At 63.8% G+C, this 18,519-nt stretch carries 14 protein-coding genes; 10 read left to right on the plus strand and 4 right to left on the minus strand.

Annotation, left to right across the window (positions count from 1 at the left end):
* Positions 1–45: 45 nt before the first annotated feature.
* Together QEO92_RS16895 and QEO92_RS16900 are read left to right on the plus strand one after the other, a co-directional pair.
* Positions 46–2,121, plus strand: coding sequence for an ATP-dependent helicase (locus QEO92_RS16895; protein ID WP_227703788.1), 2,076 nt, complete (start codon positions 46–48; stop codon positions 2,119–2,121).
* 96 nt (positions 2,122–2,217) lie between these two features.
* Positions 2,218–2,928, plus strand: a complete 711-nt coding sequence (locus QEO92_RS16900; RefSeq protein WP_227703789.1) for an alpha/beta fold hydrolase — start codon at positions 2,218–2,220, stop codon at positions 2,926–2,928.
* A gap of 9 nt (positions 2,929–2,937) precedes the next feature.
* Here QEO92_RS16900 and QEO92_RS16905 read toward each other — a convergent pair whose 3' ends face one another.
* The 4 genes from QEO92_RS16905 to QEO92_RS16920 form a co-directional block, all read right to left on the minus strand.
* On the minus strand, positions 2,938–3,249 hold the full coding sequence (locus QEO92_RS16905; RefSeq protein WP_227703790.1) for a type II toxin-antitoxin system RelE/ParE family toxin: 312 nt from the start codon (positions 3,247–3,249) through the stop codon (positions 2,938–2,940).
* Entirely contained in the window at positions 3,249–3,503 is a 255-nt protein-coding gene (locus QEO92_RS16910; RefSeq protein WP_037155896.1) for a type II toxin-antitoxin system ParD family antitoxin, read from the minus strand. The genes QEO92_RS16905 and QEO92_RS16910 overlap by 1 nt, the downstream gene beginning before the upstream one ends.
* A 66-nt stretch (positions 3,504–3,569) precedes the next feature.
* Entirely contained in the window at positions 3,570–4,289 is a 720-nt protein-coding gene (locus tag QEO92_RS16915; protein WP_037155893.1) for a DUF1003 domain-containing protein, read from the minus strand.
* A gap of 1 nt (position 4,290) precedes the next feature.
* Entirely contained in the window at positions 4,291–6,066 is a 1,776-nt protein-coding gene (locus QEO92_RS16920) for an ABC transporter ATP-binding protein/permease (protein WP_037155890.1), read from the minus strand.
* 171 nt (positions 6,067–6,237) lie between these two features.
* Here QEO92_RS16920 and QEO92_RS16925 point away from each other — a divergent pair, with 171 nt between their 5' ends.
* The 8 genes from QEO92_RS16925 (at position 6,238) to QEO92_RS16960 (ending at position 18,358) form a co-directional block, all read left to right on the plus strand.
* Complete coding sequence (locus tag QEO92_RS16925; protein WP_227703791.1) at positions 6,238–6,858, plus strand: TetR/AcrR family transcriptional regulator; 621 nt, start codon at positions 6,238–6,240, stop codon at positions 6,856–6,858.
* Positions 6,855–7,820: an HlyD family secretion protein gene (locus QEO92_RS16930; protein WP_227703792.1), complete on the plus strand. Its 966-nt coding sequence runs from the start codon at positions 6,855–6,857 to the stop codon at positions 7,818–7,820. The genes QEO92_RS16925 and QEO92_RS16930 overlap by 4 nt, the downstream gene beginning before the upstream one ends.
* Before the next feature lie 26 nt (positions 7,821–7,846).
* Entirely contained in the window at positions 7,847–8,782 is a 936-nt protein-coding gene (locus tag QEO92_RS16935) for an ABC transporter ATP-binding protein (RefSeq protein WP_407722110.1), read from the plus strand.
* Positions 8,779–9,939: an ABC transporter permease gene (locus QEO92_RS16940; RefSeq protein ID WP_227703793.1), complete on the plus strand. Its 1,161-nt coding sequence runs from the start codon at positions 8,779–8,781 to the stop codon at positions 9,937–9,939. The genes QEO92_RS16935 and QEO92_RS16940 overlap by 4 nt, the downstream gene beginning before the upstream one ends.
* A gap of 377 nt (positions 9,940–10,316) precedes the next feature.
* Positions 10,317–13,655, plus strand: a complete 3,339-nt coding sequence (locus QEO92_RS16945) for a transglutaminase family protein (RefSeq protein WP_227703794.1) — start codon at positions 10,317–10,319, stop codon at positions 13,653–13,655.
* 9 nt (positions 13,656–13,664) lie between these two features.
* A complete protein-coding gene (locus tag QEO92_RS16950) occupies positions 13,665–16,076 on the plus strand; it encodes a circularly permuted type 2 ATP-grasp protein (protein WP_227703795.1) in 2,412 nt (803 codons plus the stop codon).
* Positions 16,076–16,957 (plus strand): transglutaminase family protein, encoded by an 882-nt coding sequence (locus QEO92_RS16955; protein WP_227703796.1) that lies wholly within the window; start codon positions 16,076–16,078, stop codon positions 16,955–16,957. Before QEO92_RS16950 ends, QEO92_RS16955 begins: the two co-directional genes overlap by 1 nt.
* Before the next feature lie 135 nt (positions 16,958–17,092).
* A complete protein-coding gene (locus tag QEO92_RS16960; RefSeq protein ID WP_052183042.1) occupies positions 17,093–18,358 on the plus strand; it encodes a TadE/TadG family type IV pilus assembly protein in 1,266 nt (421 codons plus the stop codon).
* Positions 18,359–18,519 lie beyond the last annotated feature (161 nt).

Raw genomic sequence — 18,519 nt, forward strand, 5'->3', positions numbered from 1 at the left:
ATGGCTAATTCGAACGCATCGGGAACGAGCCCGCCGGAAGCAGGAATGCCAGCAGTCGCCTATCTGGAAAAATTGAATGACGCGCAGCGGCGTGCGGTGGAGCATGGATCGGACGTGCCGAAGGGCGGGCCGGCAGGCCCGCTGCTCGTCATCGCCGGCGCGGGCTCCGGCAAGACCAACACGCTCGCCCACCGGGTCGCGCATCTGATCGTTTCCGGCGCCGATCCGCGCCGCATCCTGCTGATGACCTTTTCCCGCCGCGCCGCATCCGAGATGGGCCGCCGGGTCGAGCGCATCTGTTCGCAGGTGCTTGGGCCCAATGCCGGCATCATGACCGATGCGCTCGCCTGGGCCGGCACCTTCCACGGCATCGGGGCAAGGCTGCTTCGCATGTATGCCGAACAGATCGGCCTCGATCCGGATTTCACCATCCACGATCGGGAGGATTCCGCCGACCTGATAAACCTCACGCGCCACGAACTCGGCTTCTCGAAAACGGAAAGCCGCTTCCCGACCAAGGGCACCTGTCTGGCGATCTATTCCCGCGCGGTCAATTCGGAGACGCCTCTGGACGAGGTGCTGAAATTGCATTTCCCCTGGTGCTCCGCCTGGGAAAAACAGCTTCGGGAACTCTTCGCATCTTACGTCGAGGCCAAGCAGGCCCAGAACGTCCTCGATTACGACGATCTCCTGCTCTACTGGGCGCAGATGATGAGCGAACCGGCGCTGGCGGAAGATGTCGGCGGCCGCTTCGATCACGTGCTGGTCGACGAATACCAGGACACCAACCGGCTGCAGTCGTCGATCCTGATGGCGATGAAACCCGGCGGCCGAGGTTTGACCGTCGTCGGCGACGACGCCCAGTCGATCTATTCCTTCCGGGCAGCGACGATCCGCAACATCCTCGATTTCCCCGGCTCCTTCGATCCGCCCGCCGATATCGTCACCCTCGACCGCAACTACCGTTCGACCAATACCATCCTCGCCGCCGCCAACGGCGTCATCGAGCTTGCCCGCGAGCGCTTCACCAAGAACCTCTGGACCGAACGGCAATCGGAGGAGCGCCCGCGCCTCGTTGCCGTCCGAGACGAGACCGAACAGGCGAACTACATCGTCGAGAAGATCCTCGAAAACCGCGAAACCGGCATGACCTTGAAACAGCAGGCCGTGCTTTTCCGCGCCTCGCATCATTCCGGTCCGCTGGAGGTGGAACTTACCCGCCGCAACATCCCCTTCGTGAAGTTCGGCGGCCTGAAGTTCCTGGACAGCGCCCATGTGAAGGACATGCTGGCGACGCTGCGCTTCGCCCAGAATCCGCGCGACCGCGTCGCCGGCTTCCGCCTGATGCAGCTCATCCCCGGCATCGGCCCGCAGACGGCGGGAAAGATCCTCGACGCCATCGCCGCCGATCCCGAGCCGCTCGCGGCTTTGCAGGAAATCCCCGCCCCGCCGCGTTCGGGCGCCGACTGGCCGGCCTTCGTCGACATGCTGGCCTCCCTGAAACAGGGCACTGCCGGCTGGCCTTCGGAGATCGGCCTTGCCCGGCTGTGGTACGAGCCGCATCTCGACCGCGTCCACGAGGATGCCGAAACCCGCAAGGCCGACCTTTTGCAGCTCGAGCAGATCGCCGGCGGTTATACGTCGCGCGAACGTTTCCTGACCGAGCTGACGCTCGACCCGCCGGATGCGACCAGTGCCGAATCCGGCACGCCCCTGCTCGACGAGGACTATCTCATCCTCTCGACCATCCATTCCGCCAAGGGCCAGGAATGGCGCTCGGTTTTCCTCTTGAACTGTGTCGACGGTTGCATTCCCTCCGACCTCGGCGTCGGCTCGACGGCCGAAATCGAGGAGGAGCGCCGGCTCCTCTATGTCGCCATGACGCGGGCGAAGGATTACCTCCACCTCATCACTCCGCAGCGCTTCTTCGTCCACGGACAGAACGCCCAGGGCGACCGCCACGTCTATGCCGCGCGCACCCGCTTCATTCCGGCAACGCTCCTGCAATTCTTCGAGACCACGTCCTGGCCGGTGGTCGCGCCCATGTCGGACGCAGAACGCCAGGCCCGCCACCAGGTCCGCATCGACGTCACCGCCCGCATGCGCGGCATGTGGCGCTGATTTCATCCCCGTTTGTCCCCTCTCCTGTCGCATTGACTCGCATCATGCCCGATGGGAAACAACCGGCATCGTTCGGATGTCGAGGGAGGGGATCGAATGACCGGCCGCAGGATAGTCTTGGTGCAGGGGGCCTGGGGATCGAGCGCGAGCTGGACGCCGGTCGCCGATCTTCTGCGGAGCATGGGCCATCAGGTCTTCGTGCCGAGCCTGACGGGGCTTGGCGAGCGCATCCATCTCTTTTCCGGCGCGATCAATCTCGACACCCATATCGCCGATGTTGCGGGCCTCATCGAGGCGGAAGGCCTCGATGATTTCGATCTCGTCGGCCATTCCTATGGCGGCATGGTGATCACCGGCGTCGCCGACCGTTTTTCAAGCCGCATCCGGACCCTCATCTATCTCGACGCCTTCCTGCCGTCGGACGGCCAGTCGGCACTCGACCTTCTCGGCCCGGATATCGCGCTTGCCAATCTCGCCGCGGCAGGCGAACTCGGCGGCGTCGCCGTGCCGCCCCCGGCCCGCCACGCGACCCACGTGCCGGAGCACCTGAGGCATTACATGACCGGCCGCTCGCCGCATCCCTTCGCGACCATGATCCAGAAGCTCAGACTGACCGGCGCCCACGAAACCATCGCGAAACGGCTCTACGTCTCGGCCAATATCGATCAGGCTGCACTTTTCTCCGGCATCTACAAGCGCTTGAGCGCCGATCCCGGCTGGATGTCGATGAAAGTGCCGAGCGGCCACATGCTGCAGCTCGAAATGCCGGACGAGGTCGCCCGGATCATTCACGAGTTTATCGGGTAAGCGAAACGCTCACCCCTCGGGACGTTCATCTTCCTTGCCGAAAATAGTCTCGATATCGCGAGCACCGTGTAGGATGCGTTCAATGCGGACATCTTCGCCTTCGACCGTATAGAAGACGACATAGCGGCGAAAGGGAAATGCGCGCAGGCCCGCCCACAGTTCAGGCCGTGGCGCTCCCATGCGTGGCATATCGACCAGCCGGTTACAGCGGACACGCAATTCCGCGATGACGTGGTAGGCCGCAATAGGATTGTCAGTGTGGATATAGTCGCCGATCTCTTCCAGGTCCTGCACGGCGGCAGGCGAGAATGCGACGGCCATCAGGAACGGCTTCCGCCGTACTTCGCTTCAAGGCGGTCGAAGACCTCATCGGCAGGGATACCTGCACCGCTCTCAATTCCGGCGCGGATATCCTCGCGCAAAACCTGGAGGCGCGCCTGGCGCTGCTCTTCACGTTCCTCCAGAAGGCGCAGGCTGTCGCGCACGACTTCGCTGGCGCTGGCATAACGGCCGCTTTCCACGAGTTCCCGCACAAAGCCTTCATAATGCGGGCCGAGACTGTAGCTGGATGGCATCACATTACCTCTTATCTATCTAATCTTATCAATTTTTGATAAAACCGACAAGACAGATGACAACCGTCACTCCCGCTCCCGCCCGCCTTGGCGCAGTTCCAGAAGCTCGATCTGGATCTGCTGCAGCTCGGCCAGCCGCTCCCATTGCTTGGCCATCTGGTGGTCGATCTTCTCGTGGAGCTGGCGGATTTCGAGCTCGGCGCGCAGGTTGATCATGTAGTCGTTCTCGGCCCGCAGGCGGTCCTTCTCTTCCTGCCGCCGCTGGCTCATCATGATCACCGGCGCCTGCAGCGCCGCGACGCATGACAGCACAAGGTTCAGGAGAATGAAGGGAAAGGGATCGAAGGGGGTGGCGAACAGACCGGAAATGTTGAGCGCCATCCATGCCAGCAGGACCGCGATGAACAGCAGGATGAAGGTCCAGGAGCCACCGAAGGAGGCCACCTTGTCGGCGATCCGCTCGCCGAAGGTGAGATTGCGGTCGAAAATGACGGCGCCGGCCTGCACCGTCGAAGCCCCCTTCTCGAAACTGTCGAGCACCTGGCGGTCGAGTTGGGAAAGCTCGCCACGCTCCTCGTCCAGCAGCTTTTCCACATAGCGGCGCCGGAAATGGCCGAGATCCTCGTCGCAGATCAGGCTTTCGGCGGCGCAATCCTTCACTTCCGCGGCGATCATTTCGTAGAGATGCGGCCTCAGATAGCCGATCCTGTGCAGCTTCCACTTGGGAAAGGTCCGGCCGCAGACGATGCACTGCCCCGTCTTGGCCGATGCCGGATGTCTGTTCATGTCACGCCTCTACATTCCTGATCTCTGTGCGCGCCGCAAGCGGCGCCAGATGGAAGAGCCGCGGCGAGAATTTCTTGAGGAAATCTTCCGAGCGGCCGATATAGATCAGCGTCGAGCCTGTAAGGTCGGCCAGCACGGCCAGAAGCTGTTCGTTGGTGTGAGGTTCCAGGCCTTCCAGCACGTCGTCCATGACGAGCCAGTCCGGCTTGCGCAAGACCGCATTGGCGACCAGCAGCGACACTTCCTCGTCCTTGTCGAGCAGCCGGTCCCAGCGCTCCACGTCGTCCAGCCGGTGGACGAGGCGCCGCAGCCCCACCCTTTCGAGCATTTCGGCCAGCATGTCGTCGTCCGCGCCCGGCAGGCCGTGCGGATAGGTCAATACATCGCGCAGCTTCGCCGTCGGCAGATAGCCCTCCTGGGGCACGAAGATCATGCTTCCAGCCGGCGGCAGGCCGATTTCACCGTGCCCCCAGGGCCAGATATGCGCGAGTGCCTGGAAGAAGAGGTGCCGGTCGGCTCCCGGGTCGCCGTTGATCATCACCCGCTCGCCCTGCCCGATGAAGCACTCGCCTTCCCGCACCTGGACGCCGTTCCCCGGCCCGCCGAGATCGGGATTGGCGAAGACGCTCAGCCCGCAGACGCTGATCCCCCCTTCAGTCGGGTTCTCGTGATAGGTGATGACCTTCTCCCCGGCCGCGGGCGCGTCCATGGACAGGAGCGCATTGCGAAAGGAGGAGACGCGCGTCAGCGTCGCACGCCAGTCGGCGATGACGCCGAAATTGTTGACATACCATCTCAGCGCCTGATTGACCTGGTTGAAGGCGCCGACCGCCATCATAAGTCCGCCGAAGGAAAGATCGCCGGAAAAATACATGGGCGATGCGATGATGATCGGCGCGACGAGCGCCAGCCAGCCGAAGCCGGCGGACACCCAGGTGAGATTGGTCAGCGCCCAGGCGACCTGCCGGAGCATTTCGAGCACATTGTCGATCGCCAGATGCACCCTCTCGCGCTCGTTCGCTTCCCCGCGCGCAAGCGAGATAGGCTTCATGTTCTCGTTGGCCCGCATCAGCGCGGCGCGCAGGTCGGCTTCGCGGGCGTAGCGTTCGGCGTTGAGCCGCGGCAGCCGGTCGCCCACCACGTTGCTGAGCCATGAGCCGACGAGCGCGTAAAAGACGGTTGCCCAGACCATGTAGCCGGGGATGAAGACCGTCCTTGCGCCGAAATGGAACGTGAAATCCGACGAGATCGCCCACAGCACGCCAATGAAGCTTGCAAGCAGGATGGTCGAATTGACGAGCCCGATTGCCAGCGCCGTCGTGTTTTCGGCGAGGATGCGCGTATCCTCGTGCAGCCGCTGGTCGGGATTGGCCGCGATCGCGCCCGCCCTCGAGAGCTTCATCGCCCGGCCGGGCACGAGCCAGACATCGGAAAGATCCCGCGCCAATCCTTCGCGCATCCGCATCGCGGTGATCTGGTTCAGCCAGGTCTGGATGACGTTCAGCAGCGTCAGGCTGAGCGCGATGACGGCGAAGACCACAAGCTGGTTGAGGAACTCGGGCATGTCCCGACGCTCCAGCGCATCGTAGAAAGGCCCGTTCCATTCGTTCAGACGATATGTCGCGTAGGTGGTCGCGAAGATCACGATGAGCAGCGCCGCCGTCAGCACCAGAACGCGATTGCGAACCGGCGCTGTCCAGAAAGCGCCGACCATCATGCGGAGTTGGCCGCCCAGGGGAAGCTCGTAGGCTTGAAGCATCACCTTACTGTCCGTCATCCTTTGCCGCTCTTTTTCGTAGTGCCGATATTTGTGACTTCCTAACACGCTTAACATAGTCATTCATTGATATGGCTACCTCTCCCGACGTTGCTCCAATGACTTTTGTTTGCATGCGGATGTGATCCATGATAATGACTGTCCAGTCAGTCATAAATATGTCGAGACGACATGGCAGCGAAGAAAAGAGAAAAGCGCGATCCGCAGCAGCGAAAGGCGGATATCCTCGGCGCCGCCCTGGCCCTGTTTGCCGAACGCGGTTTTGCCGCCACCCGCATGGAGGATGTCGCGATCCGCGCCGGCATTGCCAAGGGCACGGTCTACCTGCATTTCCCGGACAAGGAAGCGCTGTTCATCGAGCTTGTTTCGGGCATCGCCTCGCCGATCCTTGGCGAGATCGACGGGCTTGTGCAGAATGAGGCGATCCCGCCGCGGCTTGCCGTTTCGATATTCTACGCCCTCGTCAGGCGCGAAGTGCTCGAGACCGAACGGCGGCATCTCCTCCGGCTGGTCCTGGCGGAAGGCCCGATGTTCCCGGGCGTGACGGAATTCTACCACCGCGAGATCATTTCGAAGGGCCTCGGTGTGCTGCGGATCCTCCTGCACCGAGCCGCCCGGCGCGGCGAATTGCGCAATCCGGCTGTCGCCGAAATGCCTCAGCTCGTTATTGCGCCGGCTTTGATGTCGATCATCTGGTCGACGCTCTTCGAGCGCTACGAACATCTCGACACGCAAAAACTCTTCGACACTTTCCTCGACACGCTCTTCCTGCCGGAAAGGGCAGCACAATGAAACGCATCCTCGCCGTCGCCCTCGTTGCCGCAGCCGCGCTTGCAGTGCTCCCTTTCCTGCTCGCCGAAAGCGGCGATCGTGCCTATCAGGGCTGGGTCGAGGCGGACACGCTGTTCATCGGCGCGGAAAGCGCCGGACGCATGACGGCGCTCGATGTCGCCGAGGGTGAGGACGTTGCCGCCGGCGCGCCGCTCTTCAGGCTGGATGCGTCGAGCGAGGAGGCGGCGGTCGCCGCCGCCCGCGCTGCCCTTGCCCGCTCCCAGGCCGAACTCGATCTGGCCGAAGCGGCCCAGAAACGGCCCGAGGAGATCGACGTTCTGCGTGCCTCCGAACGCGAGGCCACCGCCCGCCTGGAACTCGCCAAACAGGATCTCGACCGCACCCGCGTCCTGGTGGAGCGCGGCACCGCAACCCAGGCGAGCCTCGATACGGCGATCGCCACGGAAGCAGCCAACCGCGCCTCGCTCGACAGCGTCCGCAGCGAGATCACCCTCGCCAACCTGCCCGTCCGCGACGAGCAGCTTCGCCAGGCGCGCGAGGCCGTCGCCGCCGCAAAGGCCGATCTCGCATCGGCCGAGGCGACGCTTGCCAAGCGCTCCGTCGCGGCCCCGGCCGCCGGCAGCATCGAGACCCTCTATTACCGGCTCGGCGAGGTCGTGCCTTCCGGCCGTCCCATCGTCGCGCTCCTGCCGCCGGAAAACGTCCGCATCCGCTTCTTCGTGCCGGAAACCGAGATCGCGAGGCTTGCGCTCGGCCAGGCGATCCGCGTCGCCTGCGATGCCTGCGAACCGTCGGATGCGAAGATCAGCTTCATCTCCGGCACGACGGAATACACGCCGCCGGAAATCTATAGCCTCGACGAGCGCGCCAAGCTCGTCTACCGCGTCGAGGCGATCCCGGCCGATCCGAAATCCTTCCGCCCCGGCCTGCCGGTGGATGTCTCGGCCGGGGCCCGGCCATGACCGAGGCAACCATGACGGACCCGACAATGACCGTCGAAGCCCCGGAAACGGTAATCGACGTCCACCACCTGACCAAGAGCTTCGGCGGCCGCAAGGTGGTCGACGATGTCTCCATGTCTGTCAGGAAGGGGCGCATCCACGGCTTCCTCGGCCCAAACGGCTCCGGCAAGACCACCACGATCCGCATGCTCTGCGGGCTTCTGACGCCCGACAGCGGCGACGGCACCTGTCTCGGCTTCGACATCCTGACCGAGAGTGACCGCATCCGCCGCCGCGTCGGCTACATGACGCAGAAATTCTCGCTCTACCAGGATCTCTCGATCCGCGAGAACCTGGAATTCGTCGCCCGCGTCTACGGCCTCTCCGACCCGCGCGGCAAGGCAAGTGCCGCGATCGAGCGTCTTGGCCTGAAAGGCCGCGAAAAACAGCTTGCCGGTGAACTGTCCGGCGGCTGGAAACAGCGGCTTGCGCTCGGCGCCTGCATATTGCCGGAACCCGCCCTGCTTCTCCTCGACGAGCCGACCGCCGGCGTCGATCCCCAGGCGCGCCGCGATTTCTGGAACGAGATCCATGCCCTTGCGACGGAAGGCCTCTCGGTGCTGGTCTCCACCCATTACATGGACGAGGCGGAGCGCTGCCACGAGATCGCCTATATCGCCTATGGCAAGCTTCTCGCCGAGGGCACGGTGGACGAGGTGATCGCCGCCACCGGCCTTTCCACCTGGACGGTATCCGGCCCGGAGGTCCACCGCCTCCAGCAGGAACTGGAGAAGCTGCCGGGCATCGACATGATCGCCCCCTTCGGCACCAACCTGCATGTCGCCGGCCATGACGAGGCAGCCCTCGGACAGGCGATCGCGCCTTACCGCGACCGCGCCGATCTAAAATGGGAAAAGGACGAACCGACGCTCGAAGACGCCTTCATCGACCTGATGCGCCGCTCGGAGGACAATTTTAGATGACGGTGCCCTCACACGAGACCAGGAACAACAACGGCGGCATATCCTTCGGGCGCTTCTGGGCGATGACGATCAAGGAGTTCATCCAGATGACCCGCGACCGGGTGACGCTCGCCACCATGATCATGATCCCGGTCATGCAGCTTTTCCTGTTCGGCTTCGCGATCAACACCACACCGCATAACCTGCCGACCGCCGTCCTGATGCGCGAGAATACCGATGTCGGCCGCTCGATCCTGGCCGCCCTTGAAAACACCGATTTCTTCCAGATCCGTACCGTCATCACCCGCGCCGAGGACATGGACGAACTGCTGGAATCCGGCCGCGCGCTCTTCGTCGTCGAAATCCCGGAAGGGTTCGAGCGGGCGCTCCGCCGCGGCGAGACCCCTGCCCTGCTCGTCGCCGCCGACGCCACCGATCCGGTCGCGTCGAGCTCCGCGCTCGGCGCACTGTCCGGCATCATCACCACGGCACTTGCCAACGACCGGCAGATCGAGTTTTCGGAGCCCACCAAACCGGCCTTCAAGGTCATCCAGCACCGCCGCTACAACCCGGCCGGCTCTTCGACGCTCAATATCGTGCCCGGCCTGCTCGGCACGATATTGACGATGACGCTTTTGATCTTCACCGCCCTTTCGGTGACCCGCGAGACGGAGCGCGGCACGATGGAGAACCTGCTCTCCATGCCGATCACGCCGGTGGAGATCATGCTTGGCAAGATCACCCCTTACGTGCTGATCGGCCTCATCCAGGCGCTGATCATCATCGCCGCCGGCATCCTCGTCTTCCGCGTGCCGATCGTCGGCCATCCGGCCTCGCTCGCCGCGATTACCGGGCTCTTCGTCGTCGCCAACCTGTCGATCGGCTATACGTTCTCGACGCTCGCGACCAACCAGTTGCAGGCCGTGCAGATGGCGATGATGTTCTTCCTGCCGAACATTTTGCTCTCGGGTTTCATGTTCCCCTTCGCCGGCATGCCCCAATGGGCGCAGTGGATCGGCGAGGCCCTGCCGCTCACCCATTATATCAGGGTCGTGCGCGCCATCATGCTGAAGGGCGCCGATATCGGTGTGCTCGCCTACGACACGGCAACACTTGCCGGCCTGATGCTCGTAGCCATGTCGATCGCCGTCACCCGCTTCCGTCGGACGCTGGATTGAGGCGTTCTCCCACGTATCACCGCGGCTTTCCTGTCACCCCCTCTGTCCTGCCGGATATCTCCCCCACAAGGGGGGAGATCGGCAAGATGAGCCGGCTTCGCAAACCTCATCTTCATTCGCTGTAGCTTCGGCAATTCGAGAGTTTTGTTTGGGGGCAAGGCCTTGCTGCTATCGGTCTCCCCCCTTGAGGGGGAGATGTCCGGCAGGACAGAGGGGGGTAACGGGGCGCTATGCTCTACATCGAGCACCTGTAATTCCCGATACACGACAAGCTTCAAATCCGCCTTGCATTATTTTCGTGCAGCGCACAAAATCCTTGCAATCATCATCGATCGGCCAGTGAGCTCAGGCTCTTCGAACGGCCGGCAAGGGGCACAATGGCGATCAAGGCGAGCATCTATCACCTCACCCATTACAAATACGACCGACCCGTCCGTCTAGGACCGCAGATCATCAGGCTGAAGCCCGCCGCCCATTCCCGCACCAAGGTGCTCAGCCATTCGCTGAAGGTGACCCCTTCCAACCATTTCGTGAACCTGCAGCAGGACCCCTACGGCAACTATCTCGCCCGCTACGTCTTTCCCGATCCGGTCACCGAACTGAAGATCGAGGTCGACTTGGTCGCCGACATGACGGTCTACAATCCCTTCGACTTCTTCGTCGAGGAGGAGGCGACCAGATGGCCGTTCGACTATCCCGAAACACTGGTCGAGGACCTTTCGATCTACCGCAAGCCGGAGCCGGCAACGCCCCTCCTGCAAGCCTTCGTCAATTCGATCGACCAGTCTTCCGACCAGCCGACCGTCGACATGATCGTCGGCCTGAACGCCCGCCTTCAGAAGGAGATCGGCTATGTCATTCGCATGGAGCCCGGCGTCCAGGCGCCGGAGGAGACGCTTGCGACCGCGAGGGGCTCCTGCCGCGACACGAGCTGGCTGCTCGTGCAACTGCTGCGCCATCTCGGTTTCGCCGCCCGCTTCGTCTCGGGCTACCTGATCCAGTTGACGCCGGACCTCAAGGCCCTCGACGGCCCGTCCGGCACCGAGGTCGATTTCACCGACCTGCACGCCTGGGCTGAGGCCTATCTTCCCGGCGCCGGCTGGGTCGGCCTCGACCCCACCTCCGGCCTCCTGACCGGCGAAAGCCATATTCCGCTTGCCGCCACCCCGCATTACCGTAATGCCGCGCCGATTTCAGGCGGTTATTACGGCGAGGCCGAGACGGATTTCGCCTTCGACATGCGGGTCGCCCGCGTCGCCGAGCATCCGCGCATCACCAAGCCGTTTTCCGACGAATCCTGGGAAGCACTGAACGATCTCGGTGAGCAGGTCGACCGCGCCCTCCAGGCGCAGGACGTGCGGCTGACCATGGGCGGCGAGCCGACCTTCGTCTCGATCGACGATTTCGAATCCGACGAGTGGAACACCGCCGCCGTCGGCCCGACCAAGCGGGAAAAGGCCGATGCCCTGATCCGCCGGCTGCGGGAACGTTTCGCGCCGGGCGGCTTCCTGCATTACGGCCAGGGCAAGTGGTATCCGGGCGAAAGCCTGCCGCGCTGGACCTTCTCGCTCTACTGGCGCAAGGACGGCCAGCCGATCTGGCGCGATCCGGGCCTGATTGCCCAGGAAGGAAGCGATCATGACGTTACCGAGGACGATTCCGCCAGGCTCCTGACGACGATTGCCGGCGAGCTCGGCATTGATCCCGATTACGTCGCGCCGGCCTTCGAGGACCCGGCCGAATGGATCATCAAGGAAGGCAGCCTGCCGGAGAATGTCGATCCGTCCAATTCAAAGCTGAAAGACCCGGAAGAGAGAAGCCGCATCGCCCGCGTCTTCGAGCGGGGCCTGACCCGGCCGACCGGCCACGTGCTGCCCGTACAGGCCTGGAACGCCCAAGCGGGGAGAACGGCAAATGGCAAACGCTGGATGAGCGAGAAATGGCGCACCCGCCGCGGCAGGATCTTCCTCGTTCCCGGCGACAGCCCGGTCGGCTACCGCCTGCCGCTCGGCACGCTCCCTTACGTTCCGCCGTCGCAGTTTCCCTATATCCACGAAGCCGATCCCTTCATCCCTCGCGGCCCGCTGCCGGACGTCTTCGTCCCGAGCGGCCGCGCCATGCCGGAAGCCTCGTTTCAGGCGGATGAAACCGCAATTCAGGACCGTGTCGAACAAACCCTCGGCGACATCGGCGGCGCCGTCCGCACCGCCATTTCGGTCGAGCCGCGCGACGGTCGCCTCTGCGTCTTCATGCCGCCCACCGAGCGGATCGAGGATTATCTCGAATTGATCGCGGCGGCGGAAAACGCGGCGGCCGCGCTCGGCCTCTCCGTCCATATCGAGGGCTATGCGCCGCCGCATGACGAGCGCATCAACGTCATCCGCGTCGCCCCCGATCCTGGCGTCATCGAGGTGAACATCCACCCCGCCGCGAGCTGGCAGGAGACGGTGGCGATCACCACTGCGATCTACGAGGAGGCCCGCGAGAGCCGCCTCGGCGCCGACAAGTTCATGATCGACGGCCGCCACACCGGCACCGGCGGCGGCAACCATGTCGTCGTCGGCGGGGCGAACCCGAACGACAGCCCGTTCCTGCGCCGGCCGGACCTTCTGAAGAGCATCGTGCTGCACTGGCAGCGCCATCCCTCGCTCTCCTATCTCTTCTCCGGCCTCTTCATCGGCCCGACCTCCCAGGCGCCGCGCATCGACGAGGCCCGCCACGATTCGCTCTACGAGCTGGAGATCGCGCTTGCCCAGGTGCCGCCGCCCGGACAGGGCATGCCGCCGCTGCCATGGCTGGTCGACCGACTGTTCCGCAACCTGCTGGTCGACGTCACCGGCAATACCCACCGCTCGGAAATCTGCATCGACAAGCTCTTCTCGCCCGACGGCCCGACCGGGCGGCTCGGCCTGATCGAATTCCGCGGCTTCGAAATGCCGCCGAACGCCCGCATGTCGCTTGCCCAGCAGCTTCTCGTGCGGGCGCTCATCGCCCGCTTCTGGAAGAACCCGATCGAGGGCAGGTTCGTCCGCTGGGGCACGGCGCTTGCCGACCGTTTCATGCTGCCGCACTACATCTGGGCCGATTTCCTTGATGTACTGGCCGACCTCCGCGAAAACGGCTTCGATCTCCGCCCCGAATGGTTCAAGGCGCAGCTCGAATTCCGCTTCCCCTTCTTCGGCGAGGTGGAATACGAGGGCTCGAAGCTGGAACTCAGGCAGGCGCTCGAACCCTGGCACGTGATGGGCGAGCAGGGGGCGATCGGCGGCACGGTGCGCTACGTCGATTCGTCGGTCGAACGCCTGCAGGTTAAGCTGGAGACCTCCAACCGGTCGCGCTATACGGTCGCCTGCAACGGCCGCGCCGTGCCGCTGAAGGAAACCGGCGCATCCGGCGTCTCGGTGGCGGGCGTGCGTTTCAAGGCCTGGCAGCCGGCGTCCGGCCTGCATCCGGTCCTGCCGGTTAATACGCCACTCACCTTCGACATATATGATACATGGTCCGGCCGTTCGATCGGCGGCTGCATCTACCATGTTGCCCATCCGGGCGGTCGCCATTATGAGACCTTCCCGGTCAACGGCAACGAGGCGGAAGCGCGCCGGCTTGCCCGGTTCGAACCCTGGGGGCATACGGCGGGTCGCTACGCGCTGATGCCGGAAGCGCCCTCGCCCGAATTCCCGCTGACGCTCGACCTGCGCCGGCCGCAAGGAGTGTAAGAGAAGTCGATGTCCAAGGCACCGGCAACCGGACTGGCAAATGAAGAGAGGGTCGCCACCGATCCGATCCTCGGTTATGCCGCGCTGCCGGGCATCGCCGACGAGATGCTGGATGCCGGCGGCCAGATCAAGCCGGTCTGGCGCAACCTGATCTCGCACTTGGGCCGCATGCCGGAGGCCGAGCTCCACGAGCGCTTCGCCCGCGCCGACCGCTACCTGCGCGATGCCGGCGTCTTCTACCGCACCTATGGCGCGCAGGGCAGCGGCGAGCGCAACTGGCCGATCTCCCATGTCCCGGTGCTGATCGACGGCAAGGAATGGGACGCGGTCTCGAAGGGGCTCGTCCAGCGTGCCGATCTTCTCGAAGCCGTCTTGGCGGATATCTACGGCGAGAACAGACTGGTGCAGGAAGGCATACTGCCGCCTGCGCTGATCGCAGGAAATTCAGAATTCCTGCGGCCGCTGGTCGGCGTCAGGCCTGTCGGCGGCCATTACCTGCATTTCTGCTCCTTCGAGATCGGCCGTGGCCCGGACGGCAACTGGTGGGTGCTCGCCGACCGCACTCAGGCGCCCTCGGGCGCCGGCTTCGCGCTGGAAAACCGTGTCGCCACCACCCGCGCCTTTTCCGACATCTATGCCGAAAGCCATGTCCACCGGCTCGCCTCCTTCTTCGGCGCCTTCCGAGACGCCTTGCAGGCCCACAAGCAATATCCGGAGGACCGGATAGCTGTGCTCACGCCGGGACCGGCCAACGAGACCTATTTCGAGCACGCCTATATCGCCCGCTATCTCGGCTTCATGCTGCTCGAAGGCGAGGACCTGACGGTCGTCAACAATCGCGTCATGGTCCGCACGGTCGCCGGCCTGAAACCGATCGGCGTGCTCTGGCGCCGCCTCGACGCTTCCTATGCCGATCCGCTGGAGCTCAACCAGAACTCCCATATCGGTACGCCCGGCATGGTGCAGGCGCTGCGCGCGGGCGCGCTCGCCTTCGTCAATGCGCTGGGCTCCGGCATCCTGGAAACCCGCGCGCTGCTCGCCTTCATGCCGACTGTCTGTCGCCGGCTCACCGGCGAGGATCTTCTCATGCCCTCGATCGCCACCTGGTGGTGCGGCCAGAAGAACGAGCGCGACCACGTCGCCGGCAATATCGAGCGCATGGTCATCGGCCCGGCCTATTCCAGGCTTCCCTTCTTCGACGATAACGGCCAGTCGGTGCTGGGTTCCTCGCTGCGCATGACGGCGAAGGACGCGGTCGGCGACTGGCTTGCGACCGAGGGCGCCAAGCTGGTCGGCCAGGAGGTCGTGACGCTCTCCACCACCCCCGCTTACGTCAACGGCAAGCTCACCCCGCGGCCGATGTCGCTGCGTGTCTTCGCCGCCCGCACCGAAACCGGCTGGCAGATCATGCCGGGCGGCTTTGCCCGCATCGGCTCGGGCGACGATGTCGCGGCGATCGCCATGCAGGCCGGCGGAGCGGCGGCCGATGTCTGGATCGTCTCGGACAAGCCGGTCGCGCGCCCTACGCTGCTTCCGCCGGAGGAAAGCTTCACCCGCAACATGCCGGGCAGCCTGCCGAGCCGCGCCGCCGACAATCTCTACTGGCTCGGCCGCTATATCGAGCGGGCCGAAGGGGCGCTGCGCATCCTGCGCGCCTGGCACCTGCGCTATGCGGAATCGGCCGATCCCGAACAGCCGCTGCTGGCCGACGTGACGCATTACCTCAAAGCGATCGACATCGACATGTCGAAGGCCGTGCCGGTCTCGCTGCTGCGCAATGTCGACAGCGCCATCTATTCGGCGAGCAATATCCGCGACCGTTTCTCCCCCGACGGCTGGCTGGCGCTGACCGATCTTGCCAAGACCGCCCGCCGCTTCCACGATGCCGTGCAGCCGGGCGACGATGCCTCGCATGCCATGACCATCCTCCTGCGCAAGCTTGCGGGCTTTGCCGGTCTCGTGCACGAGAACATGTACCGCTTCACCGGCTGGCGTTTTCTGTCGATCGGCCGGCATCTTGAACGCGGCCTGCACATGACCCGCCTGCTCGGCCATATGTCCGGACCGGATGCGCCCGACGGCTCGCTCGACATGCTGCTCGAAATCGGCGACAGCGTCATGACCCATCGCCGCCGCTACAACGTCAACACGGCGCGGCTGACGGTCGCCGACCTGCTCGCGCTCGATCCGCTCAACCCGCGCTCGATCCTCTTCCAGTTGAACGAGATCCGCACCGAGGTGGAGCAGTTGCCGAACGCCTTCGTCAACGGCCAGATGTCGCCCTTCTACCGCGAGGCGATGCGGCTGCATTCCGGGCTTGCCGTCATGACCCCGGAGGCGATGAACCAGGAGGTCTACCTGAAGCTCGAACAGGAGATGGAGAGGCTGTCCGATATTCTCGGACGGACCTATTTCAGCTGATGCTTTACGACCTCTCCCTCCACATGGGTTATGTCTACGACGTGCCGGCCACCGGCGCCCGCCACCTGATCCGTGTCCTGCCGCTTTCGCTGCCCGACCGGCAGCGGCTGGTGGCCGGCTCGCTGACCGTGATGCCGAACGCCGAGGAGAAGGCGACCTTCATCGATTTCTTCGGCCAGCAGGCGACTTCGGTTCTGCTGCGCGCGCCGCACGAGCGTCTCGACATCCGCATGCAGGCCCGTGTCATGGTGGAGCCTCAGCCTTTGACGGCCGATCTCTCGCCGGAACTCGACGCGCTCAGGGAGGAACTGACGCGCCTCTGGTCGGTCGATGCCTCTTCGCCGCATCATTTTGCCGCTCCGAGCCCGCGTCTACCCGAAGAGCCGCAGATCGCCGCCTATGCCCGCGAGATCGCCAGGCCCGGCCAGACGGTGCGCGAGATTGCCGCTGCGATCTGCGCCCGCATCCACAGGGACTTCACCTACGACACGAAGGCGACCACGGTCGACACCACGCCCAAGGAGGCCTTCCGCCTGAAGCGCGGCGTCTGCCAGGATTTCGCGCATGTCATGATCGTGGCGCTCCGAAGCCTCGGCATTCCGGCCGGCTATGTCTCCGGCTTCCTGCGCACCATTCCGCCGCCCGGCAAGGAACGGCTCGAAGGGGCGGATGCCATGCATGCCTGGGTGCGGGTCTGGTGCGGCGAAACCATGGGCTATGTCGAACTCGACCCCACCAACAACATTCCGGCCGGCGGCGACCACATCGTCGTGGCCTACGGCCGCGACTATGCCGACATCGCCCCGGTCATCGGCGTTCTGAAAGGTTACGGAAGTCAGAAGGCCGTCCAGGCGGTCGACGTCGTCCCGCTGAAATCCTGACCTTCCGCCCCGTTTTGATGCTAATTCATTGAAATCGCTAAAATTGTAACGATCCGCTTAGCCCTTCCTATACCCGCATCCGGTAAACGGGTCCCATGGGTGTTCAAATGAATTGAACGGGGCATAAGGGCGACGATGAAGCACACTCTCTTTTCGCGGCTTTTGAAGGACCGCGCCGGCAATTTCGGTATCATGACGGCCGCCATGCTTCCGGTCCTTCTGGGCGTTGCGGGTTTTGCGATCGATCTCACGCACGTCATGGACGAGAAGACACGCCTGCAGGCGGCCGCGGATGCGGCTACTCTTGCCACCGCATCCGCCATGTCCGATGAGGGCGACATGAGTCAGTCGGAAGCAGAAACGTTGATGACGGACTTCTACGTCGAGCAGGCTGCACAGGAGATCAACAATTCCGACATGACCGAAGCCGAAAAGGCGGCAGCCTTGGAAGAGCTTAGGCGGAACACCGAGGCCATGGCACTGATGACGGTCGCCTCGAACACCACGACCAGCTATGACGTTCGTCTCAAGACGAGCTATGACGTGCCGCTCAGCGGCTTGAGCGCGGTTCTCGGGTTCAAGAAAATGACCATCAGCATCGAAAGTCAGTCTGCGAGCGCCCGCGAAGGCAACGCCCTGTCCATGTATCTGGCGCTTGACGAGTCCGGCTCCATGGCCTGGAATACGACGACGATCAATCCCGCCCAGCCGACGAAACAGGAAGCCTATAACTGCGGCTCCACATGGAATGGCTACTACTGGCAAACCAAGACCTGCTACAGGACCGTCGACAACTACCTGACCAAGATGCAATCCCTCAAGACCGCGGCTGGCGTCATGTTCGATGAACTGGACAAGGCCGATCCTGATGGGGAACTGGTCCGCGTCGGCGCGGATTCCTATGACGACAAGAGCAAGGCCGAGCAGAAGATCAACTGGGGAACCACCAAGGTTGCCACTTATGTGGACAACCTTCCGGCAGTTCCCGACGGCGGCACCGACGCCAGCGGCGCTCTGACCAATGCCTTGAGCGCATTGAAAAAGGCAAACAGCACCGAAAAGAACGCCCATGACGGGAAGGGCAATACCAGCTTCGAGCGCTTCATCGTTTTCATGACCGACGGCGAGATGACCGGCAACAGCAGCTCGTGGAACTCCACGATCGACGCCAAGGTGCGCGGCATCTGCGACCAGGCCAAGGCGGACAAGGACGCGGCGGGCAACGGCATCAAGATCTACACGATCGCCTTCATGGCTCCCGACAAGGGCAAGGCTCTGCTGAACTACTGCGCCACTGGTCCCGACTATTACTACGAGCCGGACAACATGACGCAGCTCGTGCAGAGTTTCGGCGAGATCGCCCGCAAGGCAGCCAAGACGGCTACCCGCCTGACGAACTAAGTTTCGACACGAACGCACTGCAAAAACGCCCTGCCCTTGCCGGCGGGGCGTTTTGCTTTGCGCGGGCAGAATAACGGGGCCGAGCAAAAATAAAACGAGCATTGCAAGCGCGTCATAACGGTGCATAAACTGTAGCCATACACCGTGCCGGATGGACTGAA

The sequence above is a fragment of the Neorhizobium petrolearium genome (assembly GCF_029854435.1).
GTDB lineage: Bacteria > Pseudomonadota > Alphaproteobacteria > Rhizobiales > Rhizobiaceae > Neorhizobium > Neorhizobium petrolearium.